The sequence below is a fragment of the Bacillus sp. FJAT-27245 genome, assembly GCF_001273955.1.
In the GTDB taxonomy this organism is placed as follows: domain Bacteria; phylum Bacillota; class Bacilli; order Bacillales; family Cytobacillaceae; genus Bacillus_D.
Map to the genome: position 1 here is coordinate 4,235,853 of NZ_LIGI01000001.1, position 25,123 is coordinate 4,260,975.

The 25,123-nt window shown below is 48.9% G+C and carries 28 protein-coding genes; 8 read left to right on the top strand and 20 right to left on the bottom strand.

What is annotated here, in order from left to right:
- Positions 1-7 precede the first annotated feature (7 nt).
- Complete coding sequence (gene uvsE / locus ADU24_RS20705; protein ID WP_053368418.1) at positions 8-964, top strand: UV DNA damage repair endonuclease UvsE; 957 nt, start codon at positions 8-10, stop codon at positions 962-964.
- 100 nt (positions 965-1,064) lie between these two features.
- On the opposite strand, the gene ADU24_RS20710 is transcribed toward uvsE, so the two are convergent.
- From ADU24_RS20710 to speE, 5 genes are all read right to left on the bottom strand, one after another.
- Positions 1,065-1,250: an H-type small acid-soluble spore protein gene (locus tag ADU24_RS20710; protein WP_053368419.1), complete on the bottom strand. Its 186-nt coding sequence runs from the start codon at positions 1,248-1,250 to the stop codon at positions 1,065-1,067.
- A gap of 129 nt (positions 1,251-1,379) precedes the next feature.
- Positions 1,380-3,050 carry an arginine--tRNA ligase gene (gene argS, locus ADU24_RS20715; RefSeq protein WP_053368420.1) on the bottom strand — a complete coding sequence of 557 codons (1,671 nt, stop codon included), beginning with the start codon at positions 3,048-3,050 and terminating at the stop codon, positions 1,380-1,382.
- Positions 3,047-3,475 carry a DUF1934 domain-containing protein gene (locus ADU24_RS20720; protein ID WP_053368421.1) on the bottom strand — a complete coding sequence of 143 codons (429 nt, stop codon included), beginning with the start codon at positions 3,473-3,475 and terminating at the stop codon, positions 3,047-3,049. The genes argS and ADU24_RS20720 overlap by 4 nt, the downstream gene beginning before the upstream one ends.
- A gap of 325 nt (positions 3,476-3,800) precedes the next feature.
- Positions 3,801-4,673 (bottom strand): agmatinase, encoded by an 873-nt coding sequence (speB, locus tag ADU24_RS20725; protein ID WP_053368422.1) that lies wholly within the window; start codon positions 4,671-4,673, stop codon positions 3,801-3,803.
- A 104-nt stretch (positions 4,674-4,777) separates the two neighbouring features.
- On the bottom strand, positions 4,778-5,608 hold the full coding sequence (gene speE / locus ADU24_RS20730) for a spermidine synthase (RefSeq protein ID WP_053368423.1): 831 nt from the start codon (positions 5,606-5,608) through the stop codon (positions 4,778-4,780).
- A gap of 259 nt (positions 5,609-5,867) precedes the next feature.
- Between speE and ADU24_RS20735 the strand changes: the two genes are divergently transcribed.
- Complete coding sequence (locus ADU24_RS20735; RefSeq protein ID WP_053368424.1) at positions 5,868-7,943, top strand: transglycosylase domain-containing protein; 2,076 nt, start codon at positions 5,868-5,870, stop codon at positions 7,941-7,943.
- Between the two features lie 154 nt (positions 7,944-8,097).
- On the opposite strand, the gene ADU24_RS20740 is transcribed toward ADU24_RS20735, so the two are convergent.
- Together ADU24_RS20740 and ADU24_RS20745 are read right to left on the bottom strand one after the other, a co-directional pair.
- Positions 8,098-8,607: a YwhD family protein gene (locus ADU24_RS20740; RefSeq protein ID WP_053368425.1), complete on the bottom strand. Its 510-nt coding sequence runs from the start codon at positions 8,605-8,607 to the stop codon at positions 8,098-8,100.
- Positions 8,608-8,649: 42 nt separating this feature from the next.
- Positions 8,650-9,306: a site-2 protease family protein gene (locus ADU24_RS20745; RefSeq protein ID WP_053368426.1), complete on the bottom strand. Its 657-nt coding sequence runs from the start codon at positions 9,304-9,306 to the stop codon at positions 8,650-8,652.
- Positions 9,307-9,533: 227 nt separating this feature from the next.
- Here ADU24_RS20745 and ADU24_RS20750 point away from each other — a divergent pair, with 227 nt between their 5' ends.
- Positions 9,534-9,719 carry a 2-hydroxymuconate tautomerase gene (locus tag ADU24_RS20750; protein WP_053368427.1) on the top strand — a complete coding sequence of 62 codons (186 nt, stop codon included), beginning with the start codon at positions 9,534-9,536 and terminating at the stop codon, positions 9,717-9,719.
- A gap of 77 nt (positions 9,720-9,796) precedes the next feature.
- Here the strand turns inward: ADU24_RS20750 and ADU24_RS20755 are convergent, their stop codons facing one another.
- The 3 genes from ADU24_RS20755 to ADU24_RS20765 form a co-directional block, all read right to left on the bottom strand.
- Positions 9,797-10,306 carry a YwgA family protein gene (locus ADU24_RS20755; protein WP_053368428.1) on the bottom strand — a complete coding sequence of 170 codons (510 nt, stop codon included), beginning with the start codon at positions 10,304-10,306 and terminating at the stop codon, positions 9,797-9,799.
- A gap of 201 nt (positions 10,307-10,507) precedes the next feature.
- Positions 10,508-11,806 carry an HD domain-containing protein gene (locus ADU24_RS20760; RefSeq protein ID WP_053368429.1) on the bottom strand — a complete coding sequence of 433 codons (1,299 nt, stop codon included), beginning with the start codon at positions 11,804-11,806 and terminating at the stop codon, positions 10,508-10,510.
- A 224-nt stretch (positions 11,807-12,030) separates the two neighbouring features.
- Positions 12,031-12,252 carry a DUF1450 domain-containing protein gene (locus ADU24_RS20765; protein ID WP_053369032.1) on the bottom strand — a complete coding sequence of 74 codons (222 nt, stop codon included), beginning with the start codon at positions 12,250-12,252 and terminating at the stop codon, positions 12,031-12,033.
- A 292-nt stretch (positions 12,253-12,544) separates the two neighbouring features.
- Here ADU24_RS20765 and ADU24_RS20770 point away from each other — a divergent pair, with 292 nt between their 5' ends.
- Positions 12,545-13,351 carry an RsfA family transcriptional regulator gene (locus ADU24_RS20770; protein WP_053369033.1) on the top strand — a complete coding sequence of 269 codons (807 nt, stop codon included), beginning with the start codon at positions 12,545-12,547 and terminating at the stop codon, positions 13,349-13,351.
- 101 nt (positions 13,352-13,452) lie between these two features.
- Here ADU24_RS20770 and ADU24_RS20775 read toward each other — a convergent pair whose 3' ends face one another.
- Entirely contained in the window at positions 13,453-14,286 is an 834-nt protein-coding gene (locus tag ADU24_RS20775) for a lipoate--protein ligase family protein (protein WP_053368430.1), read from the bottom strand.
- Positions 14,287-14,548: 262 nt separating this feature from the next.
- On the opposite strand from ADU24_RS20775, the gene zupT reads away from it, so the two are divergent.
- On the top strand, positions 14,549-15,355 hold the full coding sequence (zupT, locus tag ADU24_RS20780) for a zinc transporter ZupT (RefSeq protein WP_053368431.1): 807 nt from the start codon (positions 14,549-14,551) through the stop codon (positions 15,353-15,355).
- A gap of 128 nt (positions 15,356-15,483) precedes the next feature.
- Here the strand turns inward: zupT and pta are convergent, their stop codons facing one another.
- Entirely contained in the window at positions 15,484-16,461 is a 978-nt protein-coding gene (pta, locus tag ADU24_RS20785; protein WP_053368432.1) for a phosphate acetyltransferase, read from the bottom strand.
- A 460-nt stretch (positions 16,462-16,921) separates the two neighbouring features.
- Here pta and hemQ point away from each other — a divergent pair, with 460 nt between their 5' ends.
- Together hemQ and gerQ are read left to right on the top strand one after the other, a co-directional pair.
- Positions 16,922-17,665, top strand: coding sequence for a hydrogen peroxide-dependent heme synthase (gene hemQ / locus ADU24_RS20790; RefSeq protein ID WP_053368433.1), 744 nt, complete (start codon positions 16,922-16,924; stop codon positions 17,663-17,665).
- A gap of 218 nt (positions 17,666-17,883) precedes the next feature.
- On the top strand, positions 17,884-18,393 hold the full coding sequence (gene gerQ / locus ADU24_RS22785) for a spore coat protein GerQ (RefSeq protein ID WP_082306995.1): 510 nt from the start codon (positions 17,884-17,886) through the stop codon (positions 18,391-18,393).
- 64 nt (positions 18,394-18,457) lie between these two features.
- Here gerQ and ADU24_RS20800 read toward each other — a convergent pair whose 3' ends face one another.
- The 4 genes from ADU24_RS20800 to ADU24_RS20815 form a co-directional block, all read right to left on the bottom strand.
- Positions 18,458-18,829 carry a DUF423 domain-containing protein gene (locus tag ADU24_RS20800; protein ID WP_053368434.1) on the bottom strand — a complete coding sequence of 124 codons (372 nt, stop codon included), beginning with the start codon at positions 18,827-18,829 and terminating at the stop codon, positions 18,458-18,460.
- A gap of 16 nt (positions 18,830-18,845) precedes the next feature.
- A complete protein-coding gene (locus ADU24_RS20805; protein WP_053368435.1) occupies positions 18,846-19,121 on the bottom strand; it encodes a YwdI family protein in 276 nt (91 codons plus the stop codon).
- 400 nt (positions 19,122-19,521) lie between these two features.
- On the bottom strand, positions 19,522-19,899 hold the full coding sequence (locus ADU24_RS20810) for a DUF1259 domain-containing protein (RefSeq protein WP_053368436.1): 378 nt from the start codon (positions 19,897-19,899) through the stop codon (positions 19,522-19,524).
- A 101-nt stretch (positions 19,900-20,000) separates the two neighbouring features.
- Positions 20,001-20,681 (bottom strand): uracil-DNA glycosylase, encoded by a 681-nt coding sequence (locus ADU24_RS20815; protein WP_053368437.1) that lies wholly within the window; start codon positions 20,679-20,681, stop codon positions 20,001-20,003.
- 163 nt (positions 20,682-20,844) lie between these two features.
- Here ADU24_RS20815 and ADU24_RS20820 point away from each other — a divergent pair, with 163 nt between their 5' ends.
- Positions 20,845-21,168 carry a general stress protein gene (locus ADU24_RS20820; RefSeq protein WP_053368438.1) on the top strand — a complete coding sequence of 108 codons (324 nt, stop codon included), beginning with the start codon at positions 20,845-20,847 and terminating at the stop codon, positions 21,166-21,168.
- A 111-nt stretch (positions 21,169-21,279) separates the two neighbouring features.
- Here ADU24_RS20820 and ADU24_RS20825 read toward each other — a convergent pair whose 3' ends face one another.
- The 4 genes from ADU24_RS20825 to ADU24_RS20840 all read right to left on the bottom strand — a co-directional run bounded on the left by ADU24_RS20825 (position 21,280) and on the right by ADU24_RS20840 (position 25,119).
- Positions 21,280-22,299: a thiazole biosynthesis adenylyltransferase ThiF gene (locus ADU24_RS20825; RefSeq protein ID WP_053368439.1), complete on the bottom strand. Its 1,020-nt coding sequence runs from the start codon at positions 22,297-22,299 to the stop codon at positions 21,280-21,282.
- A gap of 145 nt (positions 22,300-22,444) precedes the next feature.
- Positions 22,445-22,678: a molybdopterin converting factor subunit 1 gene (gene moaD, locus ADU24_RS20830; RefSeq protein ID WP_053368440.1), complete on the bottom strand. Its 234-nt coding sequence runs from the start codon at positions 22,676-22,678 to the stop codon at positions 22,445-22,447.
- On the bottom strand, positions 22,671-23,147 hold the full coding sequence (locus ADU24_RS20835; RefSeq protein ID WP_197277582.1) for a molybdenum cofactor biosynthesis protein MoaE: 477 nt from the start codon (positions 23,145-23,147) through the stop codon (positions 22,671-22,673). Before ADU24_RS20835 ends, moaD begins: the two co-directional genes overlap by 8 nt.
- A 58-nt stretch (positions 23,148-23,205) precedes the next feature.
- Positions 23,206-25,119, bottom strand: coding sequence for a molybdopterin biosynthesis protein (locus ADU24_RS20840; protein ID WP_053368442.1), 1,914 nt, complete (start codon positions 25,117-25,119; stop codon positions 23,206-23,208).
- Positions 25,120-25,123: the final 4 nt, after the last annotated feature.

The following is a 25,123-nucleotide window of genomic DNA, read 5'->3' on the forward strand; positions in this document are numbered from 1 at the left end:
TGTTTTTTTGAAAATACGGTTTGGCTATGTGTCGACGGCTCCTTCCCTCTGGGAAGCTTCCCCGTCCAGGACGATGACCTTTGCCCGCTACAAGCTTCTTGGGAAGGACGAACGGCGGGAGAAACTGCTTTCCATTACTGCCGAAAATCTCTGGAATACGAGGAGGATTCTTTACTACAATATCGCGCACGGCATAGATGTGTACCGGTTTTCCAGCTCAATTGTACCGCTTGCGACACATCCCGAAGCTTCTTGGGACTACTCGTCCCCTTTTCGGAATGAATGGCTTGAAATAGGGGAGCTAGTGAAGAAATACAGGCTTCGGGCCAGCTTCCACCCGAACCAATACACACTGTTTACTTCGCCTCGCACAGAGGTAACGGAGAATGCCATCCGGGATATGGAGTACCATTACGGGATGCTTGAATGCATGGGGCTTCAGGAATGGGGAACACTCAATATCCATATTGGCGGTGCATACGGGGACAAGGATTCTGCAATCGGCCGATTCCACGAAAATTTACGGAAGCTCCCTTCCCCTATCAAGGCGGCGATGACGCTTGAAAATGATGACAAGACCTATACAACCGAAGAAACATTGGCCGCTTGCTTGAAAGAACGGATACCGCTCGCCTTCGATTACCACCATCATATGGCGAATCCATCCACCCGCCCGCTTGAGGAGCTTTTGCCGGAAGTTTTTTCGACATGGGTGCATATGGAGCATGTTCCAAAAATCCATGTTTCTTCGCCAAAATCAGAGAACGCCTTCCGCTCGCACGCGGACCATGTCGATTTGGAATTTATTATGCCATTATTGAAGCTGCTTCGGGAAATTGGCCACGATGTCGATTTCATGATTGAGGCTAAAACAAAGGACCAGGCGTTATTGAAGCTTGTACCCGAAGTAGCCGCCATCCGCGGAGTGAAACGGATCGGCGGGGCAGCCATTGAGTGGAAGTGAAAGGGTTTTTGGGGGAGTAGTATTCATTTTTTAAATACTGTACTTAAAAAAGAAGCCTCCAGGTTAGGCTTCTTTTTTAAAGCCCGCGTTCCAAACGGGCCTAATCCATTTCTTCAATTAAATTCAGGACAGGAACGGTGCGCTCCTGTTCGGGGCTGTCCCGCCAGTAGATCCGGGCCGTTTTTTGTTTTTCGTCAATGTTCTGGATGATGACCCGGCTTCCTTCGTATGTAACAGTTATATTATCCGCCGATTCCATGATTTCCTTTGCGCGGCCCACATTCATGCTACCACTCCTCACTCGAAATTCTCTTATTTACTATTTGCCGACTGGGCTTTTTCTATCCCAATGGGAGGCAGCAAAAATACATGCAAAAAGCCCCCAGAAAGAGCCAGGGGGCTTGGTATATTGCTGTTACATCTTATCAGGTGCGGAAACGCCGATAAGGGACAATGCATTTTTCATGGTCATCTGGACAGTCTTTACGAGTGCAAGGCGCGCCTTAGTGCGGTCCCCGTGCTCTTTGTCGACAACCTTTTCGGCATTGTAGAAGCTATGGAAAGTGGATGCCAAATCAAAGACATAGTTCGCAATCCGGTGTGGAGTACGTTTCAGCGCCGCTTCGCCGACAGCCTGCGGGAATTCGCCAAGCTTTTTCAGCAGGTCGATTTCCTTTTCAGAGCTGACTAGATCTAAATTGACATCCTTGCTCACTTCAAATCCCTGTTCCGCTGCTTGGCGCAGGATGCTCGAAATGCGGGCATGCGCATATTGGGCATAGTAAACCGGGTTGTCGTTCGACTGGGATACGGCAAGGTCAAGGTCGAAATCCATATGTGTATCGGCACTGCGCATAGCGAAGAAATAGCGCGTCGCATCAAGGCCGACTTCCTCGACAAGTTCACGCATGGTGACCGCTTTGCCGGTACGCTTGCTCATCTTCATTTTCTCGCCGTTTTTATACAAATGGACAAGCTGGATAATTTCAACTTCAAGAACGTCCTTGTCATAGCCGAGCGCCTGGATGGCCGCCCTCATCCGCGGAATATAGCCATGGTGGTCCGCACCCCACACGTTGATCAGCTTTTCAAAGCCACGGTCAAGCTTGTCCTTATGATAGGCCAGATCCGGAGTCAGGTACGTGTATGACCCGTCCTGTTTGATCAATACGCGGTCCTTATCGTCGCCGAATGGAGTCGAGCGCAGCCAGGTCGCTCCTTCCTCCTCGTAAATATGGCCGTTATCGCGGAGCGTTTTTAAAGCGGCGTCGATTTTCCCATTATGGTACAAAGAAGTCTCGGAATACCAAACGTCAAATTCAACGCGGAAATCCTTCAAATCCTTCTTGAGCTTGGCCATTTCGTATTTCAGGCCATAGTCGCGGAAAAAGCTGAAGCGCTCATCTTCCGGTGCATGGACAAATTTATCGCCGTATTCCTCGGCAAGCTGCTTTCCGATTCCAATAATGTCCTCACCATGGTAGCCGTCCTCCGGCATTTCCTTATCAAGGCCGAGCGCCTGGAAATAACGCGCTTCAACGGATAAGGCCAGATTGTTGATTTGGTTGCCAGCATCATTGATGTAGTATTCGCGCGAAACATCGTAGCCGGCCTTGGCAAGGATGTTAGAGAGCGAATCCCCGACAGCCGCGCCCCGGGCATGCCCAAGATGCAGGTCTCCAGTTGGGTTGGCGGAAACAAATTCGACCTGAATCTTTTGCCCTTTTCCGACATTCGATTCTCCGTATTTGTCGCCGGCGTCCAGAATCGCCGGAATTAGCCCGGTCAGGTAGCTATTGTCCATGTAAAAATTAATGAACCCCGGCCCCGCCAGTTCAATTTTTTCAATTGAAGCCTTCGTGCGGTCGAAATGTTCGACAAGTGCTTCAGCAATGGCACGCGGCGCCTTTTTAGCCACTCGCGCCAGCTGCATCGCCATATTGGTCGAATAGTCGCCATGTGCTTTTTCCTTCGGGACTTCAAGAATTACTTCGGGAAGCTGTTCTTCAGAAGCTAGGCCGGCTTTCAGGACGGCCGCTTTGATTTCCTCTTTTAGGTTTTGTTGGACCTGTTCAACTAAATTCATTCGTTTTCCTCCTCAAACGTTATCGTCAGGCTATATGTACCGGCGGGTGAGCCAGCAATCTGCAAGTCGTATTTCAGAATGAACATGCCGCCGCGGCCGTTTTCCCTAATCCCCTGGGCAAGCCTGTCCGTGACAGCGGCAACAGGAAGCGTACCATATTGGGTATTATAGCTGCCCCTGGTTTCTTCACCGAGCCTTAATGGCATCCTCATTTTCACGACACCGCTTCTTAGTAGCAATGCTTCCCCGCTTTCCATTTTTAAAATAGTGCGGATGCTGCCCTCTTCCACTATTTCCTCATATTGAAGGTAGACGCCACTTCCCTTTTTGTAAAAAAAACCGGTACCGCCGGTTGTGTATTCATCCTTCACACCGGATTGGACAATCGAGGTGCTGATGGTCACTCTAACAGGTTTCGGGTCCATCCGGCTCCACTCCTTTTTCATCCCTTATAAATAAAAAATTATATCATGAATGTTTACACAGCTCTACCTGCTCGAAGCAGTATCACTTTATTATAGCTTTCAGCAGCCGACAATTCAAAAAGTGCCTGTTTCATGGAAGAAACAGGCACTAGTTGTTTAGTGGTCTGACAACGAATTGCTCAAAAACCGGAAGTGTTATCCAACCCGGATGAGTGACAAAGATTCGGCTAAATCCCGAAAAGGCGTCACTCAAAACAAAATAAGGGACATTGTCCGACCGAAATAACGAAATGATGTCATTCAAATCCGAATAAGCAAGCCAAACCTATTTCACCCAGCCGAGCAACATTTCGCGGAGGAGCTTGCTTGCGGTGTTGGCGGTTTGTTCGGAGTTGTCGTAAATCGGCGCCACTTCAACAAGGTCCGCGCCAACCACCTTCACTTCGGAGCGAGCGATCTCGTGGATGGAAGCGAGCAGTTCACGCGATGTAATGCCGCCAGCATCAACTGTGCCTGTGCCTGGTGCATGGGCCGGGTCGAGGACGTCAATGTCGATCGTAACATAAACCGGACGGCCGGCAAGCTTCGGCAAAATTCCTTTCAAAGGCTCCAGTACCTCGAATTTGGAAATATGCATGCCTGAGTTCTTAGCCCAATCGAATTCTTCCTTCATGCCGGAGCGGATGCCAAAAGAATAAACATTCGATGGCCCAATCAGCTCGGCAATTTTACGGATTGGCGTCGAGTGGGACAGCGGCTCGCCTTCATACTCTTCACGAAGGTCGGTGTGCGCATCCATATGGATGATGGCAAGGTCCGGATATTTTTTGTAAACAGCCTTCATGACAGGCCAGGATACAAGATGCTCGCCGCCCATGCCAAGCGGGAACTTTCCTTCCGCAAGAACCTTATCAACAAAGTCCTCAATGATATCAAGGCTTCGCTGCGGGTTTCCGAACGGAAGCGGAATGTCTCCGGCATCGAAATACTTTACATCATCAAGCTCACGGTCAAGGTACGGGCTGTATTCTTCCAGGCCGATCGAAACCTCGCGAATCCTCGCGGGGCCGAAACGTGAACCCGGGCGGTAGCTGACCGTCCAGTCCATCGGCATTCCGTACAGGACAGCTTTGCTTTCTTCAAAGTTTGGATGGCTCTTAATAAATACATTTCCTGAATAAGCTTCGTCAAATCGCATTGTGCAACGTCCTTTCCTGCACAACGAGAGGGAGACTATGCCTCCCTCCGTAGTGCTTCATTCTATTTTACCCAAGGCCGGCTTTACCCCAGCCCTGAAGGATTCTACTTCACAAGATCCCCTACAAACTTAGGCAAAACGAATGCAGCTTTGTGGAGTTCCTTTGTATAGTACTTTGTTTCGATATCATGGAAACGGTCTTCCGATACTTCTAGCGGATCGTATTTCTTGGATCCGATTGTGAAAGCCCACATGCCGCTTGGATATGTCGGGATGTTGGCAATGTACAGGCGGGTAATCGGGAAGATTTCCTTCACATCACGCTGAACATCACGAATTAGGTCGGCTTTGAACCAAGGATTGTCGGACTGGGCAACAAAGATGCCATCTTCCTTCAATGCCTTCGAAATGCCGGCATAGAAGCCTTTTGTGAACAGATTCACGGCCGGTCCAACCGGTTCGGTCGAGTCAACCATAATAACATCGTAGGCATTTTCGCTTTCGGCGATATGCATGAAGCCGTCGCCTACCTTCACTTCAACGCGCGGGTCATCAAGCTTTCCAGCGATTTCCGGCAAAAATTTCTTGGAGTACTCAATAACCTTGCCATCTATGTCAACGAGGGTCGCTTTTTTCACCTGTGGATGCTTGAGCACCTCGCGGATAACCCCTCCATCGCCGCCGCCGACAACGAGGACATTTTCCGGATTAGGATGGGTGAACAACGGAACGTGAGCAACCATTTCATGGTAGACGAATTCGTCTTTAATGGATGTCATAACCATCCCGTCTAGAAGAAGCATATTGCCCCATTCTTCCGTTTCAACCATTTCAAGCATTTGAAAATCTGTCTGTTCTGTATGTAATGTGCGTTTTACTTTCATCGTGATTCCAAAGTTTTCAGTCTGTTTTTCAGTAAACCAAAGTCCACCCATTTCCATCTTCCTTTCAAAATAGTTTTTGCCCGGGAGCAGTGATTAGCCGACAAAAAAAGCCGCCGTTTCTACTGCTATACTTCCCCAACTTTATAAATGCAAACATGAGAAAAAGTATAGAGGAATCCGGCAAAAATGCAAGAAATATTTTGAAGCTTTAGAGCCCATAATGTTTAAAATCCCCCCATTCCTTTCATACTGTTGATACGGCCCGGGTTGGGCGAATTTTTCCCAAGGGAAATGCAAATGGGGTGAAGGCATGGAAACCATTACTGGGCATGGGTTAAGACGAGTTGTGAAGTACTTGCGGGCGGCCGCTTTTCTTGGTTTGTTTAGTTCCGCGCTTTTGGCGTTGGCAGCCCTGATTTTGCTCATGTACGTCAAGGTGCTTGGCGCTCCTCCTCTGGCAGTGCCCCAGTCGACCCTCTATTTTGCGGAGGATGGAACGATTGTCGGGGAAACCAACTATGGGCAAAAGCGATACTGGGTACCGCTTAAAGAAATATCGCCTTATTTGGTTGATGCGACCATTTCAATAGAAGACAGGAAATTTTACGACCACAGCGGCTTTGACCTGAAACGGATTGCCGGGGCGGCCATAGCCGATATCAAGGCGTTCGGCAAAGTCCAGGGCGCTAGTACCGTAACGATGCAATATGCCAGGAACCTATTCCTGGAACATGATAAAACATGGGCCAGAAAACTCCGGGAAGCGCTTTACGCAATTCGGCTTGAAATGAATTATTCCAAGGAACAAATCCTTGAGGGTTATTTAAATACAATCTATTACGGCAATCGGGCATATGGCATCCAAGCCGCGAGCCAGTATTATTTTGGGAAAAACGCATCTGAATTATCCCTCGCCGAAGCCTCAATGCTTGCCGGCATTCCAAAAGGGCCTGGTGCTTTTTCACCATTCGCCTCCATGGAAAGGGCCAAGCAGCGGCAGGGCATTATTTTAAAAGCAATGGTAAGAAACGGCTACATCAAAAGCGGGGATGCGGAAAAAGCTTTCGCCTCACAATTGGGGCTGACGGGAAGGGACCCTCATCGGGAGTTGAAGATGGCACCCTATTTCCAGGACGCAGTCGCGAATGCATTACGGAACCAGCTTGGCCTGAATGAGCGGGCTATTGCGCTTGGGGGCTTAAGGGTATATACGACCCTTGACCCAAAACAGCAGGAAGCCGCCGAGAAACAAATTCAGTCGGTCATCTCCCCCGACTCCGAAATTCAGGCTGCCCTTGTAGCGATTGACCCGAAGAATGGGCATGTAAAGGCGTTGGCCGGTGGACGGGATTATGAAAAAAGCCCGTTCAACCGGGCGGTCCAGGCAATTCGGGCACCAGGATCAACAATCAAGCCGCTCCTCTATTACGCGGCGCTCGGGCAAGGCTACACACCTTCAACGCTGATACGAAGCGAGAAGACAACATTCCGGTTTGAAAATGGCAGCCCTGATTATACACCGCACAATTACAATAATAAATATGCGGACGGTGAAATTACGCTTGCCCAGGCACTTGCCGTCTCTGACAATGTGTATGCCGTCAAAACCCATTTGTTCCTTGGCGAGGACACGCTTGTTGAAACCGCGAAAGATTTCGGAATCACAACCAGGATGGCAAAAGTCCCTTCACTCGCGCTTGGGACATCGGGCGTACGGGTCATTGAAATGGCGAATGCCTACAGCCTGTTCGCCAATGGCGGCAAAAAGGTTGAACCGACGCTGATTACCCGGGTGGAAACCGCTGACGGGAAACTCCTTTACGAGAACAGCGAACGCGATGAACTGGTGCTTGATCCAGCGAGGGCCTATGTGATGACACAGATGATGACAGGGGTATTTGACACAAAGCTGAACGGTTATACGTCAGTCACAGGTAGCACAATCGCCAAAGGAATGACCAGGCCATATGCTGGTAAATCCGGGTCGACCCCGACCGACAGCTGGATGATTGGCTTTACGCCGCAGCTCGTTTCCGCAGTCTGGACAGGATATGATGATGCCAGGGAGATTGACAGCGTCCCGGAAAAATCCTACGCGAAGCAAATTTGGGCCCGATTCATGGAGAATGCGCTGTATGGTAAGCCGGTCAAAGCGTTCAAGCCGCCCCGGGACGGGGTTACAGGCGTTTATGTCGATCCCGCAAACGGAAAACTTGCGGTGAACGAATGCCCAATCCGCCGCTTTACCTACTTTGTCTCCGGGACAGAGCCGGTGGAATACTGCACCGAACATCTCGAACACACCCGCTCAACGGATGGAAAGGATACACAAACAGATAAGGGCGGTAAGTCGTGGTACAGGCGGCTTTGGGATTGGGGAGACTAGCAAGAGTCATCCTCTCCGGCCAGCGATGCCAATGCGAAAAAAGAGCCGTACAGCAAAAGCTGTCGGCTCTTTCCAATTCCTTGGTCCCGGCAATCCCCGCTAATCTTCAGCGGAAGTGGGGATTTATTAACCTCCCATTATTGAAAGGTTCATTTTATTTTATGGCAAGGCCATTTTTCAGTTCCTCGGACGAGTTTTCCCAAAAGGCTTCGTTATGTGCCTTCAGGAAATCAGTGAGTATTTTTTTCGACTTGTCGTCCATGTGGCTGACGATAATCTGGCGCTTCAGCGATTTGTCCATTCTGTTCACATGCTCAGGAAGCGATTTATACCCTCGGCGGATTTCACGGTTAACAGTCATCTCGCAGGCCGTAACCCCTGCATAATAAGGACCGTTCTCATTCCGGTCAATCGTCACCCAAATGAGCCAGTACAGCTTTGCATTCGGAACGTCTTCCCTATTAGGCAGAAACTTAATTCCCTTTTCAACTACACTGCGCGCATGCATTGCCCCAACATCGATGGCCGCCTCCCCTTCTTCAACATCGATGATGACCGGTGAGACATTATCAAGGGAAAGCACGCCTTTTCCAAAGCCTTTATGGTTATCGAGCGGATCGGTCTTGATAATATTAAAGGCGACCTTTTTCTTTTTTTCTTCCATTCCGAAACAACCTCCCTGCGACCAGCAATTTGTAAAATTCCTTTATATAAAGAACGATAAGAAAAATTGGTACATCCCATCCGCAAGGGCGGGAAGAATGACCCGAAACACTGGCCAGATTGTGTAATCACCAAGCGGCGTTATAACCAGAATTAGAAAGATGAACGTACCGTACTGCTCATACTGGGTCATTTTTGCCCGGAGGCCGCCCGGCGCCAAATCCTCAACAATCCTGTAACCGTCAAGCGGCGGCAGCGGCATCAGGTTAAAGACAAACAGAACAAGATTAAGCCAAATGAACGTGTTCAAAAACTCAACCATCGTTTCGATGTAAGCACCGTCAGCCCCGAAGCGCCCTATGCTGAAAAAAACGAGGAAGCCGATTGAAGCAAGAATGAAATTGCTTAGAGGCCCCGCAACGGAAACAAGGATACCCGCCAGGCGGGGATTTTTAAAAAAGAAGCGGTTGACCGGGACAGGCCGCGCCCAGCCGAACCCGACGACAAAAATCATGATGGCGCCAATCGGGTCGATATGCTTAATAGGGTTGAGCGTCAGCCTTCCCTGGTTCTTCGCAGTGTTGTCGCCGAATTTCCAGGCCGTATAGGCGTGGGCAAATTCATGCACCGAAAATGCAATTACCAGGGTCAATGCCGCGAACACGAACTTTTCTAGCGTATTATATGGAAAAAGACTCAAATGTTTTCCCCCTGTACTATATTGTTCTATCTATATTCGGAACAAGTAATTTATCCTCCTATTATCGTGGCGAAAAACCACCGCGAATGGAAGGCCCACTTTATTCCGGCGTCTTCCCTCAAGTATACACGATGAAAGCCGGAAATTGAAAACAGCCTGCCGCCTGCTTGCGGTTTTTTTCTGTTTATGGAAAACTGGGAGTAGGTACTTAAGAGGAGGAATTTCATATGCCAATCGTAACAGTCAAAATGCTTGAAGGGCGCACCGATGAACAGAAAAAGGCGCTTGTTGAAAAAGTAACCGAAGCCGTCGTTGAAACAGCCGGTGCACCGAAGGAAAACATTACCGTCATCATTGAAGAAATGGCGAAGAATCATTATGCCAAGGCAGGCGTCAGGGCAAGCGATCAGTAAGCACTAAACGCCAAGATATTTTGCTTTTGGGATCGTTTCAGCCACGCATTACCCTAGAAGACAAAAAGCTAAGCCCTTCACTGGAGCTTAGCTTTTTCTTTTAATAGACGGATGTATTTGTACGCATCATCGATTTCTTCTTCTGTATACCGCTGGCTGCTTTTAAGGGTAAATACCTTTTCAGCAACCTCCGGGCGCTCCAGATTATCAAAATAAAGGACAGTTGAAACGAGTTCAAGGAATCTTGCATTCTGGCTGTTCATGTCGGTTAAGCAATCGGACAGATTCGGCATTTCGACTTGGCTCATGCCGAGGAATTCCTTGCCCGTCTCGGTCAGGCAGTAGCGGTACTGGCTGTAGCCGCCCTTATTTTCCTTGCATTCCTCCAGGAAGCCCATGTTGCAGAGTTCTTCCACCCGGAGTGTCAACTCCTCCGAATAAGGGCCGTAAAAATGGAACTGGAACCGCTCCTGGAAAGGGAAAGCCAATTTTTTGGCAATGAATATCATTTTCTGCAGTTTCTTTCTTCCGATAATCTCTCCGGAAACCATTACTGCATGCATCAGCCTAGCATGATCATTTAACAAACCTCTTCATCTCCTGCTCCCTTTTTAAAAGGCTGCGTTGAATTTAGCCGCTGATTTCCACTTCGCGGGGAAATCTCCCATGAGTAATCATCGCTCCAATCAACACAGTTAAAAATCAACTTTTTTAACATCGCCTAAAAGAAGGGCATCTATTTAAAAAATCGCGCCTTCAACCCTGGGGTGAAGTTTCCAAAGACATCTCTAATAGTCAAGAATGCTGCGAATCTGCTTTTTAATACTTTTCTTGGAGGATTCGTCCAACAGGAAGTCCCCCGGAAAATACAGTTTGTGGTCGGTTCTTCTTTTACCGGAAATGGCCTCGACAATCGCCGATTCCCGGGAAAGCTCCCGAAGATCGCCGTTTTTCATTAACAGGTTGATTGGCAGCCGTTCCTCTTCCTCGCCCGGACGGTAAAAATCGTACGGCAAATCGGAAGATGAATCGACAACGAGGTAATAATCCGGGTCAATTCCCGCTTTTCGGAACAAACCGGTCAGCTCTCCCAGCTTTTTGTATTCCCTGGCCGGGTCGAATTCTACGAACTTAAACAAATTCCGGTTCACAAACCGCCTGCACAGGTCGCTAAGGATGGCATCCTCTTCCTCCTGCCACATTTGAAAATAGTAAAGGATAATCGATTCGTCGAGCTTTAAATAGTCTTCAAGTGTAACGTTTCCTTCAAAAATCGAATAAAAATGAAGCGGCTCGTTTTTAAAGGCGTGGCCCTGGCTGTGGAGTTCCTTGGCACGGTGGAGGATTTTCGTCAATACAACCTCCGCCCCCCTTGATACAGGGTGAAAATACACCTGCCAGTACATCTGGTAGCGGCTCATTATGTAATCCTCAATAGCATGCATGCCGCTATGTTTGAATACGACCTGGTCTTCTCGCGGCCGCATGACGCGAAGAATCCGTTCCATGTCGAAAAAGCCGTAACTGACGCCGGTAAAATAGGCGTCACGTTGAAGATAGTCCATCCTGTCGGCATCAATTTGGCTCGAAATTAGGCTGATGACCTGCTTTTTATCCGATGTTTTCGCAATAATCTCCGCAACGTCCTTTGGAAAATCACTGCCCGCCCTCGAGAGAATCCCGTTCACTTCCGTATTGCCGAGGATGATGGCGCGGGTAAACTCTTCGTGGTCAAGCTGGAAAACCTTCTCGAACGCATGGGAAAACGGCCCATGCCCGAGGTCGTGGAGAAGCGCTGCACAAAGCGTAAGCAGCCGGTCGCTTTCGTCCCATTCAGGCCTGCCATCAAATACATCATCAACTATCCGCCTGACAATTTCATACACGCCAAGCGAATGGTTGAAGCGGCTGTGTTCGGCGCCGTGGAACGTCAGGAAAGTCGTCCCAAGCTGTTTAATCCTTCTAAGCCGCTGGAATTCCTTCGTCCCGATTAAATCCCAAATAATCTTGTCGCGGACATGGACGTAGCGATGGACGGGATCCTTGAATACTTTTTCTTCATTCAATTTTTCCGATAATACTCCCATCTCGCACCCCTGCCCCTCTAAACTTGTCTCTATTATATCCCCATTATTGGTAGGAATCACCCCTCTTTCAGCAAATTCCTACAGCAATTTTCGACGTTTCCTTCTTGCATTTTTTTAAAATTTTGCTTATTGGATGAAGCGTAGCTCCATATCTGGAAGGCTAAAAAGGAATTTTCATAAAAAAATCACCCTTGCCCAGTTCGGCAAAGATGAGTAAAGTTCAATTATTTGAGTTTCTTGGAAACTTTTTCAATCAGTTCGTCTTCGCTCAGTGCAGCCAGCGGACGGTTATTGACGAACGTAAACGTTTTTTTCCGTCCAGGCCCGCAATAGGACTGGCAGCCGATTTCTATTTTTGCGTCCGGGTCAAGCTGCTTCAGGCGCGGAATGAGTGTTTTCAGATTGACTGCCTGGCAATCATCGCACACGCGGAATTCATTCGGCATTCCGTTCAAATCCTTTCCGGTAATCGATCTATGTAAATGGATCATTGGCCAATAGAAGGTCCTAACGTATTTTACAGCTTCTTTCTTTCCAATGCAAGCAGGCCGGCGGAACTTTCCTGCTGCATTCGTACTCTACTATCCTTTTATCCTCCTGTATAAAACTTCAAAAAAGTGTCCATGATATTGCTAGGAATATTAAAAACATACAACTAAGTGCAGCAATTAGAACTCTTTGCACAAGGAGGCCAGAAAAATGAACCCAGAAACAAATAGTGAGAAGGAGTGTTTTGACATGAAAGTTCGCCAGGATGCCTGGACGGCCGAGGATGATTTGCTGTTAGCGGAAACAGTCCTCCGCCATGTAAGGGAAGGAAGCACGCAGCTTAATGCATTCGAGGAAGTCGGGGACAAGCTGAACCGTACATCGGCGGCTTGCGGATTCCGTTGGAACGCTGTTGTCCGCCACACGTATGAAAAGGCACTTCAGCTTGCCAAAAAGCAGCGCAAACAGCGGCAGAGGATGCTTGGAAAAGACCAGGGAGGAAAGAAAAAGCTTCTTTATACCCCTCCGATTGAAGTCCAGCCTGATTTGTCCGGCCTAGGCCAGGGCTTGGAGATGGAAATCTCAAGCGAATTGAATCGTCCCGAAGACGAGAATCGGACATCTTTTGATCTTGAAAAGATGGTTGAAGAATTGAATGGCAAACCGGCGGTGTTACAATCTCAATCTTCGAGATTTTCCGCATCGGCATCCGCCGTATCTGGTTTTGGCATGGAGGCCGCACCGCAAGGGCTTACAATGCAAGCCGTTATTGCTTTCTTGCAAAACTATGATAGTTCAAGCGTACATGTTGAGGCACTGAAAAGCGAGAATGAAAGATTGAAGCGGGAAGTTGCGAACCTTCGCAAACAAAACGAGGAAATGGAAGAGAAAATACGTGACCTGGAGCAAAACACCGGCGTCATCCAGGAGGATTACGAAACACTCCTCAAAATTATGAACAAAGCGCGCAATCTTGTCCTTTTTGAAGAAGAAGAGCGTCCCGCGACGAAGTTCAAAATGGACCGGAATGGTAATCTTGAAAAAATCGCTGAATGACTGCCTGAAGAACAAAGGGTATTGACAGAAAAACAATAGAGGCGCTTTACAGGAGAGCGAGTGTGGCAATACATTCTTAAAAGCCGTAGACCCATTGGGGTTTACGGCTTTGTTAATGGCTCATTCCGTTCGGCAATCCTTGACAGGTAGCCGGGCAGCAGCTCCTGTTCATAAGGCGTCAGCTGCCCGGAATAAAGAAGGCCGCCGTTCTTTTTTAAACAGAGCATCAATCTGAGCATGACATCCTGCACAGCCAGCGGGGTTTCCAGCAGTTCAGACAGGCTTGCCATCACTCCCGGCTGAATTTCCGGGTAAACATGTTTCGTTTGTTCCCCTTTCAATGCGCAGGAATAAAAATCCCGAACGAGTTCCGCCCGCTTGCCGCCGCTGTTTTCCACACTGAGATAGATTTGGACGGCGACGCCCCTTCTGAGCCTGCGCTGCGAAATACCGGCAAATTTCTTTCCGCCAATGCTCAAGTCGTAGCTGCCGGGGCAATAGGAGCCAACAATCTCCCTCGCTTCAATATCCTTGCCAAAGTCTGCGAACATTTCCCTAATCAAAAGCCACATCGAATCGTAGCCGCGATTTATATCAATGCCCCGTTCCTTTTCCGGAAAAATAAGCGATATGTTTAAAACGCCCTCATCGAGCAAAACCGCCAGCCCTCCTGAATTCCGGACGATGGGAGTATACCCACGGGCGCGCAAAAACTCAAGTCCTTCCCCTAGATAGGGCAGTTTCGTATCCTGTATGCCAAGGACGACTGTGTCGCGGTGGACCCATGTCCGTGCCGTAGCCGGGGAGAGATGCGCTCCGACTGCTGCGCAAAGCGTGTCGTCAATGGCAAAGGATTGTATGGCAGGCATTAGGATGCCTGTAGTCGATTGGTCGATAAGCCGCCACTGATCCTGGCGGAGCAACGAGCCGTCCATCTAAGCATGCCTCCATTGCAACTAGTCTGCTGACTATTATAACACAGGGCCTGCCTAGGAAAATATGCCGCTGAAACTTCCAGAATGCATAAGAATGTTTTAGGCCTGGGAAAAATAGTAGTTGCAAGTTAAGTTAACTATCAGATAGAATCTTCACCATAGGAAACATTTTAAATTGTGTGCATATAGTAGTTTAACAAGGCACGCCCTTCAACACCAGGGCCACATCCATATATACGTATTTTGAGAGGGGAAAGTTATTATGTCTCAAGAAGTACTCTTTGCATTAGGGTTAACATTATTCGCTGGCCTTGCAACCGGAATCGGAAGTTTCCTGGCCTTCTTTACATCGAGAACGAACACGAAGTTCCTTTCCGTCACACTTGGTTTCTCAGCCGGGGTTATGATTTATGTGTCGATGATTGAAATTTTTGTAAAAGCAAAAACAGCCCTTGTCTCCGCGATGGGGCTCCAGGCAGGGAATTGGGCGACCGCGGGCGGTTTTTTCGGGGGTATACTGCTGATTGCCTTAATCGACAGGTTCATTCCCAAGCAAGGGAACCCGCACGAGTTAAAAACGGTTGAGGAAATGCAGCCGGGCAATGCCGCCCATGACGCCGCTTTATTAAAAATGGGGACCTTTACAGCCCTGGCAATCGGAATCCATAACTTTCCCGAAGGAATCGCAACCTTTACCTCGGCGCTTCAGGATCCGGCCCTTGGCGTTGCGATTGCTATTGCCATCGCCATTCACAACATTCCTGAAGGGATTGCCGTCTCCGTCCCTGTTTATTTTGCAACGGGCGACAAGAAAAAGGCGTTCAAGCTTTCCTTCCTTTCCGGATTGTCGGAGCCGATTGGGGCTTTGGCGGCCTACCTATTCCTAATGCCCTTCCTGAATGATATTATGTTCGGGGTCATTTTCGCGGCTGTTGCCGGCATCATGGTCTTCATTTCGCTTGATGAACTGCTGCCCGCCGCGAAGAAGTACGATGAAACCCACCTGCCAATCTACGGCCTGGTCGCCGGGATGGCCGTCATGGCGATTAGTTTGCTTTTGTTTATTTAAAATCAAATCCCGGCCTCCATAAAGGAGCCGGGAATTTTCATAACGTACTATTTTAGCTTTAACCACGATCTCGTGAAGGGTGCTAGGCACCATAAGGGAACGCAAACTCCGACTGAACGCCGGGTGTTCTACTTGCTTATGGCTTGGGCAGCTGTTAAAAGGGCGAGGKTGTAGACGTCATCCGTGCTGCAGCCGCGGGACAGGTCGTTAACAGGGCGGTTCAGCCCTTGCAGTAATGGCCCGACCGCTTCAAAGCCGCCAAGGCGCTGGGCAATTTTATAACCGATATTCCCCGCTTCAAGGCTTGGGAACACAAAAACATTCGCATTGCCCTGCAGGACGGAATCGGGAGCTTTGGCGATCGCTACTTCAGGGACAAATGCTGCGTCGAATTGGAACTCACCGTCGATGATGAGAAGCGGGTCACGGCGCTTTGCCTCTTCAACCGCAGCCATCACCTTCTCGGTTTCCTGCGATTTGGCCGAGCCTTTTGTCGAGAAGCTTAGCATGGCCACACGCGGTTCAATGTCGAACATCCTTGCGGTATTGGCGCTTTCGATTGCGATTTCAGCAAGATCCTGGCTATCCGGGGAAATATTGATTGCACAATCGGCAAAGACATATTGTTCATCCCCGCGAACCATGAGGAAAACACCAGATGTTTTGTTAGCGCCTTCTTTTGTTTTGATAATTTGCAGCGCCGGCCTGACTGTAGCCGCTGTTGAATGGGCAGCGCCGCTGACAAGGCCGTCCGCTTTATTAAGATAGACTAGCATCGTACCGAAATAATTCACATCCAGGAGAATGTTCCGGGCATCTTCCTCGGTTGCCTTCCCCTTTCTCCTCTCGACAAACGAGGCGACTAGCTCGTCCATCATTAAGTAGTTGGCTGGATCATAAATCTCAGCCGATTCGAGGGAAACATCGAGTTGTTTGGCCCTTGCTTGGAGTTCTTCAATATTGCCGATCAGGACAGGGGTGAGGATTCCTTCTGCAGCCAGGCGCCCGGCAGCCTTTAATATTCTTTCGTCAAACCCTTCAGGGAACACAATCCTCAAATTGTGGCCGGAGATTTTCTGCTTAATACCTTCAAATAAATCGCTCACAATAGCCATCCTCCTTCTATTCACTCTCATATTTAGGATACTTTACCACAGGCAAAATTCAAGGGAAACAGGCCGCCATCCACAAAGTTGTTCTATTCAGAAATCTTTACTGCATTAAAGCAAAAAAACCTTCTATATAGGTTGAAATAAAAATTGGGTTCCAAATGTGAACGAGATGGTTGATTTCCGTAGAACTTTTTTCAACTCTATATAGTACAAACAAACTGTCCACCTCACACGTACAGTTGGGGTAACTGTCCACGAAGGGTGCCAGGCATCCATTGAAACACTATTTGAAGTACCAACTGAAGTACCACTGCCAAATTGACACACTTTTTAAATTATCCTATTTGGGGGAAGTTTAAACGGCAGGCGGTGTTGGGGTTTGTTTTGGGGCAATTGGGTGAAACTGTGGTATAGTAGGTTGGTGTATGGATAGTATGAATGGGGAGTGATTTTGATGAATGAAGCAGCACAGACGCTAGATGGCTGGTACTGTTTGCATGATTTCAGGAGTATCGATTGGACTACATGGAAAATGACGCCTGCGGACGAGCGGCAGGCCGCTATAGATGAATTCCTCGGCCTGGTCGAAAAGTGGAACGCGACAATGAAAATGGAAGAAGGCAGCCACGCACTCTACACAATCGTTGGGCAGAAAGCCGACTTCATGATGATGATCCTGCGTCCGACAATGGAAGAACTGAACGAAATCGAAACAGAATTCAACAAAACGAAGCTGGCTGAATATACAGTGCCGGCTCATTCCTATGTTTCCGTAGTTGAGCTGAGCAATTATTTGCATGAAAGTGAAAACCCTTATGAAAACCCGCATGTCCGTGCCCGGCTCTACCCAATGCTGCCAAAGGCGAAGCATGTGTGCTTCTATCCGATGGACAAGCGCCGCCAGGGCAACGACAACTGGTACATGCTTCCGATGGAGGAGCGCAAAAAGCTTATGTACAGCCACGGTATGATTGGCCGCCAGTACGCGGGCAAGGTAAAACAAGTCATTACCGGATCGGTCGGCTTCGACGATTACGAGTGGGGCGTCACCCTGTTCTCTGACGACGTCCTCCAGTTTAAAAAGCTTGTTTATGAAATGCGATTTGATGAAGTAAGCGCCCGTTACGGGGAATTCGGCTCCTTCTTTGTCGGCAACTTGCTAACAGAAGAAGGAATCAACTCATTCCTGCAAGTATAAGTAAAGAATTTCAAAGCCCCGGCCGCTCTTTGGCCGGGGCTTTTCCCTGTTCCTTGAGTCATATTCCGCTTCCAACCTTCATATGTTTCAATTAGCGAGTCTTCACATCCAAGCCTATACAAGCCATGGCATGGTTTGTGGATAGTCGGCAATTTGCGGCGGGATGAGCCATTCCTTTCGGCGGAGTCCCCAAGCTTATTTTTAGAGGAGGGAATGCAATGAATCCATACGGTACTTATGGAACCGGACAGCAAGGTTACCAGCCTTATACCGGAACAGGGGGCGCGCCTGTCAACCCTGCTACGGGACAACAGCAACAGCAGCCTATGGGGGGCGGCCAAATGGGAGGTTACCCCATTATGCCCGGGACAGGCGGCTTCAGCGTGCCCATTCCGCATAGCGCGCCAACGACCGGGCCCCAAGTGCCTGGAATGCTGCCAATTGAAGAGTCATACATCGAAAATATCCTCCGCCTCAACAAAGGAAAGCTAGCCACAGTCTACATGACATTCGAAGGGACAAGGGACGGACAGAAAAGGCAGCAAGTATTCAAGGGGATTATAGAAGCAGCCGGCCGTGACCACATCATCCTCAGCGACCCGCAATCGGGCATTCGCTATTTACTGTTAATGGTTTACCTCGATTACATCACATTTGATGAAGAAATTGAATATTCCTATCCCTTCCCTGGCGGCGGGCCAGGTTTGAGCTCCTTTTCTCCCCGCTAACAAAAGATCTGATAGGCATAAAAGGAGGACCGCCTGATACATCTGCGGTCCTCCTTTTTTGATTCTATAAATGCTTTGCCGCGCCAACAATAATCAATACCCAGGCAGCCAGAAATGCCMCCCCGCCAAGAGGCGTAATCGCCCCTAGCACACCGATTTTCGTGAGGCTAAGCACGTACAGGCTTCCGCTAAACAGGACGATGCCCGCAAGCATAAGCCAGCCGGCTGTTGTAAAAAGCGACCCTGCAGGAACTTTGCCCGCGAGAAGGCCGATTATGAGCAGTCCGGCCGCATGGAACATTTGGTAATTCACTCCGGTTTTCCATATCTCAAGGTATTTAGGAGCAATCCGCCCTTCCAATCCATGGGCGCCGAACGCCCCTAGCGCAACGGCGAGAAACGCATTAATGGCGCCAATCATAATAAAGGTTTTCATCAGATTACCTCTCTTTCTAAAAGTCGAAAATCGAATCCCCGTTTGCCTCATCATCCTCAAGCTTTTTCCCCTGTCCCGGAACAGCCTGGAATCCCGCCTGAGGAACTGGATGGGTCGTTAATAGCCGCCCGGGTTCCCTTTCGGCAGATCTAGAGCCTTTTGCCAGTGCGACTTCACAAAGGGTTTTGATCGAATAAAGTTTCTCGCGCAGTTCCTCTTCTTTCATGGCAGCTTTGGCCAGCGTGAGTTCTTCCCCTATTTTGGCCAAGAGCGTTTCAATATGTATGTTCAAAAAAATCCACTCCTTCGAACAGCGCTTACCGCAATCTCCTCCATTTTACATTATTCCGCGCAAATTCGCACATACCCTCTCCCTGCCCTGGCGGCAATTGGGCAGAACAAAATGCGCAAGTGCCTTTGTGACAGACAAAGGAAACCTTGTGACAGACAAAGGAAACCTCGTGACAGACAAAGGACGTCTGTCCCTGCGATGCTAATTCTGAGGAGCTTTCCTTTGTGTCCCTGCGATGCTAATTCTGAGGAGCTTTCCTTTGTGTCCCTGTGATGCTAATTCCGAGGAGCCTTCCTTTGTGTCCCTGCTCATGGTTCAATTGTATAATTTCCTGGACAAGAACAAAAAGAAGGCCGAGTTCCATAACGGCCCTAGCCTTCCCGCCCCGCCTATCGACCGGTTAAAATAACCCCGCTTCAAGGGCTGCTTCAAAGCTTAACTGGGCAAATTCAGCTGGATTTCCAGCGGACTCCCAGTGCATATACATCAATCGAGGCTCATCAAACAACCAGTGGTTGTGTACAGCCGTAACAATCAGCCCCCGCTTTCTCAATGCGGTAAGCATTGGATTGATTTCCCTCTGCAGGATGACGGTTTCGCCCAGATTCAGGCCATTTCCTTCAAAAGATAAGGCAAAAGGCAGTGCGAGCGGGGATCGTGTTCTACGGCCAAGGATTGTTGCATTGATATTCCTATTGCGCTGTACGACGCACGCCCCCTGGGTTGTCACGACTTGGCCGCCAATAATATTGGCGAGTTCCTGGCAAGTTACTCTCATCTCTATTCCCTCCCTTCCTATTCGCTACAGACTATGAAGGGAGGGGATTCCTTGTATAAACGCTTGTCCCGGTTACTAAAGAAATGTGCGAATGAAGGTCTTTATAGGGGAGGCAGCCGCCAATCAATTTCCTCCTGGCCAATCGAACGCAATAATTCATTTGTTTTCGAGAAAGGCTTGCTGCCAAAAAAGCCTTTTCTTGCCGAAAAAGGACTCGGATGCGGTGACATGATGATTGGGTGCCTGGCAGTATCAATGAGGCTTAGCTTCTCCTGGGCTGGTTTTCCCCACAGAATGAAAACGACTGGCTTGTCACGCTCGTTCAAGAGGGTGATGACCTTATCGGTAAATTGTTCCCAGCCTTTCCCACGGTGCGAGTTCGCCTCTCCTTTTCGCACTGTCAGCACAGTGTTTAATAAAAGTACGCCCTGTTCGGCCCATTTCAGCAAGTAGCCATGGTCAGGCGATTCAATCCCAAGGTCATCACACAATTCCCTAAAAATATTTTTAAGCGATGGTGGTGGATTGATGCCCGGTTTAACTGAAAAACTCAGTCCATGCGCCTGCCCAGGGCCATGGTACGGATCCTGTCCGAGGATGACCGCCTTTACATCCTCATATCCAGTCAGCATCAAGGCGTTGAAAATATCCTTGTATTCCGGATAGACTGTATTCGTGCGGTACTCCTCTATTAAAAACTCTCGCAGCTTTTGAAAGTAATCTTTTTGAAACTCATCGCCAAGCAAATCCGACCAGCTCGGCGGCAATGTATTTTCTAGCATAATAACCCTCCTTTGCCCTCTTATTCCCTTTTTTCTATCATTCTATCATCCTTTCAACACGAATCAGAAATCCCGCTAATGATTTCCTGAACTTTCATGTTTAGTTGCCATGGTAAAGGTTATATAAAAACTGTGTGAACAATTGCGAAGGAGGAATGTTTTTATGTATAAAGTTGAAGTTGTCGAGAACGGTGTCCAGGCAAAAGAAAAGCTATCTTTGCTTGCTACGGAAGGCTTTTCAAAGGATGAAGTATATTTGTTTGCCCATGACAAGGAACGAGAAGAAGATTTGGCGGATGCACTTGGGGCGGGAGATGTCGGCTTGAAGGAACAGGGATTGATTGATTCAGTTGCCAATGTTTTTAAAAAACGTGGCGATGAATTGCGCTCCCAGTTCGAATCATTGGGATTGACTGCAGATGAGGCAGACCGCTATGAAAAGGAATTGGATAAAGGGCGCCTTGTACTGGTAGCCTGCAAAAAGTAAAAAACGGCAGCACTTGTTTAGTGCCTTTTACTTTCATATTTTTAAAAATCCCCGGAATACATATCCCGGGGATTTTTCGTAGCTAATGGAATTCAAAATCGAAAATTGTTCTTATCCCATAATCCGTTGGTATATGGATTTTGCGTGGGTAAGGTCTTTCGTTCCGTGGATGAGTGCGCGGCCATCCCTGAAAATGACCATCCGCTCCTCTCCAAGTTCGACCGAAATGAGGTAGGGATTCCCCTTGACCTCGTAACCGAGGGAGCCAAGCTGGGAAGCGAGCTTTTCAAGCGACAGGTCCCCTTGGGCGGAGGGCCGTATTTGAACTGTGTCCCGCCCGCACAGCACGGTCGTTTTGGTCATGTTTTCCTTATCCAGATACGGGTAGGTAGGTTGTTCCCCGCACGAGAGGCATCCGGAAAATTTGGCCTTTGACATTTTCATGGCAGTATACTCATTCCGCCATAAATCAAAGCTGACAAACGTAGCCCGGACTGCATCCCAATCCTCGACAAGAATTTTCAGCGCTTCCGCCGATTGGTGGGAAATGGCCATCTGGACGGCTGGCCCAATGATTCCTCCAGTATCGCACGTAAGACCCTGAAGCGGGATTGTCCGTAGCAAACAATTCAGGCATGGAGTCGCCCCCGGCAGGATTGTAAAGCTCATTCCGTGGCTGCCTACACAGGCCCCGTAAATCCAGGGTATCCGGTACTTTTGGGAAACATCATTGATGGCCATCCTTGTTTCAAAATTATCGGTCGCATCAATGATCAAATCAATTCCGTTTGCCAGTTCTTCCAGTACTTCAGGAGTGGCGTCACCGATAATTGCTTCTATATGAACGTCGCGGTTTATGGCCCGGAGCCTTTTTTCAGCGGCGGCGGCCTTCGGAAGCTTTTGTGCCACGTCTTCCTCGGTATACAGCTGTTGGCGCTGGAGATTGCTTTCCTCCACATAATCCCTGTCGATGATCGTTAGTTTTCCGATACCAGCCCTGGTCAGAATTTCGGCATTTCCCGAACCGAGCGCGCCCGCCCCTATAAGCAATACGTGCTTGGACCGGATTTTCTCCTGGCCCGCCCTTCCAATTCCCGGAAAAAGGATTTGCCTTGAATATCGCTCCGCCATACTTGCTCTGTCCCCTTTCCTTTCCCGACTGTATTCCCCCTTCTATGTGAAGGCTCAGACAGGGTCTTACTATTGTTGACCATCGGATAAAAAAGACAGGGCTTTCCGCAGCGGAAGCCCTTTCCCAATAATCCAATCCGGCTAATCAGCCTCCGCTAACTGGAGGGATGAAGGCGATAACGTCACCCTCATTTATTTTTTCTTCATTTGATGAAAACTCCTCGTTAATCGCTGCCATAACGGTATCCATTTTAGGTAAATCGTATTTTTCGGCAAGCTCCGACTTTAATTCCGCTACTGTCTTGCCAGCGGCATCGACTGTTATTGACTCAACACCGGCGGCATCTCGCAAATGGGCAAAGAACATCACTTTATTCATTCAAATCACCTTCCTCGGGCTTGCCTGTTGGGTAAGCGACCGTTTCAAGCTGGTTGCCGACCCACTCTTCTCCGTCTTCCCAATGCTCCTTTTTCCAGATTGGGACAATTTCCTTGATTCGCTCAATCGCATAACGATTCGCTTCATAAGCATCAGCGCGGTGCGGGGTTGAAACAGCAATAACAACCGCGATATCCGTTATATCAAGCTTACCGACACGATGGCTAATGGCCACTTTGGCACCACGCCAGCGTTCCTCGATTTCCAGGCCGATTTGCTCAAGCTTTTTCACGGCCATCGCTTCATATGCTTCATAAATAAGGTAAAGCGTTTTTTTGCCATGGGTCAGCTCCCGGACCGTTCCAATAAATGTAGTAATCGCCCCGGCTTCACGCTGGACAACCTTGTCGATCACAGTCTGGATATCAATTGGTTCCTTTGAGATTTCATACATGCTTCCTGCCTCCATTGACATACGGAAGCGCTCCAAAGCGCCCCCCATGGTTTTTTTAAAACAGCCCTTCAGCCTATCTTAAGGGCGCGCCGGCGATAACTTCATAGCCGCCAATATGGCCAACACTCTGCCTGAATTCTTCCGACTGAATGACGGATACAAGCATCCTGCCTTTATCACTCTCGAAAAATTCCTTTGTCATAACCAAATCATATTCTTCATCCGCAACCGGGACAAATGAAAGCCCCATCGCTCTTGCAGCCGGGAAAATACCAAGGCCGACCGAATCGGAATTTCCTTTTACCTCCGCGGCGACACTGAGATGCGAGAACATTTCCCGGCTGTAGCCGGTGATGCTTTCGGGGGTAAGCCCCGCTTCTTTCAAAAGCAAATCAAAAAGGATTCTTGTTCCGGCTCCCCTTTGGCGATTGACGAAGTGGGCACTCCTCGAGGCTATATCTTCAACCGATTCGATGCCAAGAGGATTGCCTTCCGGGACGAACCAGCCCTGTTTTCTCTTAAGGAATGGGAACAGAACAATGTCCATGCCATCCAGCAGCCTTTTCACATACGAAAGATTGTATTCCCCCGTCTCAGGGTCCAGTAAGTGGATTCCCGCAACATGGGCCTCCCCTTTTCGGATCGCCATCAGCCCGGCCATACTGCCGACATGGGACGAGATAATTTTCATATCACTGCGCTGCCGTTTGATTTGCGAGGACAGCAGATCGATTGTCAAATCATGGCTGCCGCTGAATACGATGCTGTTTGTTACTTCTTCCAGCGGCTTTAAAAGCTCGGCTTCAGCTGTTTCCCCTTGTTCATACCCGAGCACATCAGCGGGTACTACGAGAAGGCCATCGGCGCGGACGTAGGACATCGTCACCCCCGCCGCCCTTGTGAGCGGATTGGCGACATATTGCCCGTTCACATAGCCGATATTCACCCTGATAAAGTCCTCCTGGCCCATTGTAGAGACTATTCGCCTCCCAAGCTTCACCTCAATTGTCTGCCGCTTTGGCTCAGTGATTTGCAAATACTTGCAGACCAGCGGGCATACAAACCATTCCAGTGCCAGATAGGCCGAAACCGGATAACCAGGTACTCCGACAACCGGTTTTCCATTTATTTTGCCTAAAATGACAGGCTTACCCGGCCTCGCCGCGACTCCGTGGGTAAAGACAGTCCCAATTTCCGCGACAATATGGACGGTAAAATCCTTCGACCCGGCTGAGGAACCCGCATTGATGACGATAATATCGGATGTTTCAGCAGCCTTGAGAAGCGCTTCCTTTATTTTTTCTGGCTCATCTTTTACAATTCCCGACAAACGGGGTTCACCACCCCATTCTTTGACGAAATTGGCAAAGACAGTGCCGTTGAACTCAATAATCTTTCCTGAAACAGGCTCGTCTTTTGCTTCGATAAGCTCATTGCCTGTCGGGATGATAGCGACAACCGGTTTCTTTACGACTTCAACTTCTGTGATTCTCGCGGCAAGCAGGGAGCCTAGATCTGCCGGGCGCAGCTTGTGGCCTTGCGGAAAAATCATCTCTTCCTGGACAATGTCCTCGCCAATCGGCCGGATATGCTGCCAAGGTGTTGCCGGTTCGATGATTTCAAGCGTCTGGTCATCGATCACGTTGACATTTTCAATCATAATGACCGCGTTATGCTGGGCGGGAATCGCATTTCCTGTATCGACATAAACAAATTGTTCACCATGCGAGAGCCTTAGCGGGTTCTGCTCATGCGCGCTATATGTATCCGCCGCATTGACGGCGATTCCGTCCATTGCTGAAGCATGATAATGGGGCATGGATGCAATCGCGAAAACCGGTTCAGCTGTAACCCTGCCAAGTCCGTCCTCCACCTTGACCCATTCCTTCTGCGGCGGCAGGTCAAAAGCTGCAAGCAATTCCTCACGCGCCACGGCTCTTGGCTTGTCCTCGAGATAAATTTTTCGCTTATACCGTTTTTGGTCCATATGC

What these genes read in the sequence shown, in the direction of transcription:
- ADU24_RS20710 (WP_053368419.1), bottom strand. Translation starts at nt 1,250, where the DNA reads ATGAATGTGGGCCGCGCAAAGGAAATCATGGAATCGGCGGATAATATA.
- argS (WP_053368420.1), bottom strand. Translation starts at nt 3,050, where the DNA reads ATGAATTTAGTTGAACAGGTCCAACAAAACCTAAAAGAGGAAATCAAA.
- ADU24_RS20720 (WP_053368421.1), bottom strand. Translation starts at nt 3,475, where the DNA reads ATGGACCCGAAACCTGTTAGAGTGACCATCAGCACCTCGATTGTCCAA.
- speB (WP_053368422.1), bottom strand. Translation starts at nt 4,673, where the DNA reads ATGCGATTTGACGAAGCTTATTCAGGAAATGTATTTATTAAGAGCCAT.
- speE (WP_053368423.1), bottom strand. Translation starts at nt 5,608, where the DNA reads ATGGGTGGACTTTGGTTTACTGAAAAACAGACTGAAAACTTTGGAATC.
- ADU24_RS20735 (WP_053368424.1), top strand. Translation starts at nt 5,868, where the DNA reads ATGGAAACCATTACTGGGCATGGGTTAAGACGAGTTGTGAAGTACTTG.
- ADU24_RS20740 (WP_053368425.1), bottom strand. Translation starts at nt 8,607, where the DNA reads ATGGAAGAAAAAAAGAAAAAGGTCGCCTTTAATATTATCAAGACCGAT.
- ADU24_RS20750 (WP_053368427.1), top strand. Translation starts at nt 9,534, where the DNA reads ATGCCAATCGTAACAGTCAAAATGCTTGAAGGGCGCACCGATGAACAG.
- ADU24_RS20760 (WP_053368429.1), bottom strand. Translation starts at nt 11,806, where the DNA reads ATGGGAGTATTATCGGAAAAATTGAATGAAGAAAAAGTATTCAAGGAT.
- ADU24_RS20765 (WP_053369032.1), bottom strand. Translation starts at nt 12,252, where the DNA reads ATGCCGAATGAATTCCGCGTGTGCGATGATTGCCAGGCAGTCAATCTG.
- ADU24_RS20770 (WP_053369033.1), top strand. Translation starts at nt 12,545, where the DNA reads ATGAAAGTTCGCCAGGATGCCTGGACGGCCGAGGATGATTTGCTGTTA.
- ADU24_RS20775 (WP_053368430.1), bottom strand. Translation starts at nt 14,286, where the DNA reads ATGGACGGCTCGTTGCTCCGCCAGGATCAGTGGCGGCTTATCGACCAA.
- zupT (WP_053368431.1), top strand. Translation starts at nt 14,549, where the DNA reads ATGTCTCAAGAAGTACTCTTTGCATTAGGGTTAACATTATTCGCTGGC.
- hemQ (WP_053368433.1), top strand. Translation starts at nt 16,922, where the DNA reads ATGAATGAAGCAGCACAGACGCTAGATGGCTGGTACTGTTTGCATGAT.
- gerQ (WP_082306995.1), top strand. Translation starts at nt 17,884, where the DNA reads ATGAATCCATACGGTACTTATGGAACCGGACAGCAAGGTTACCAGCCT.
- ADU24_RS20810 (WP_053368436.1), bottom strand. Translation starts at nt 19,899, where the DNA reads ATGAGAGTAACTTGCCAGGAACTCGCCAATATTATTGGCGGCCAAGTC.
- ADU24_RS20815 (WP_053368437.1), bottom strand. Translation starts at nt 20,681, where the DNA reads ATGCTAGAAAATACATTGCCGCCGAGCTGGTCGGATTTGCTTGGCGAT.
- ADU24_RS20820 (WP_053368438.1), top strand. Translation starts at nt 20,845, where the DNA reads ATGTATAAAGTTGAAGTTGTCGAGAACGGTGTCCAGGCAAAAGAAAAG.
- ADU24_RS20825 (WP_053368439.1), bottom strand. Translation starts at nt 22,299, where the DNA reads ATGGCGGAGCGATATTCAAGGCAAATCCTTTTTCCGGGAATTGGAAGG.
- moaD (WP_053368440.1), bottom strand. Translation starts at nt 22,678, where the DNA reads ATGAATAAAGTGATGTTCTTTGCCCATTTGCGAGATGCCGCCGGTGTT.
- ADU24_RS20835 (WP_197277582.1), bottom strand. Translation starts at nt 23,147, where the DNA reads ATGGAGGCAGGAAGCATGTATGAAATCTCAAAGGAACCAATTGATATC.
- ADU24_RS20840 (WP_053368442.1), bottom strand. Translation starts at nt 25,119, where the DNA reads ATGGACCAAAAACGGTATAAGCGAAAAATTTATCTCGAGGACAAGCCA.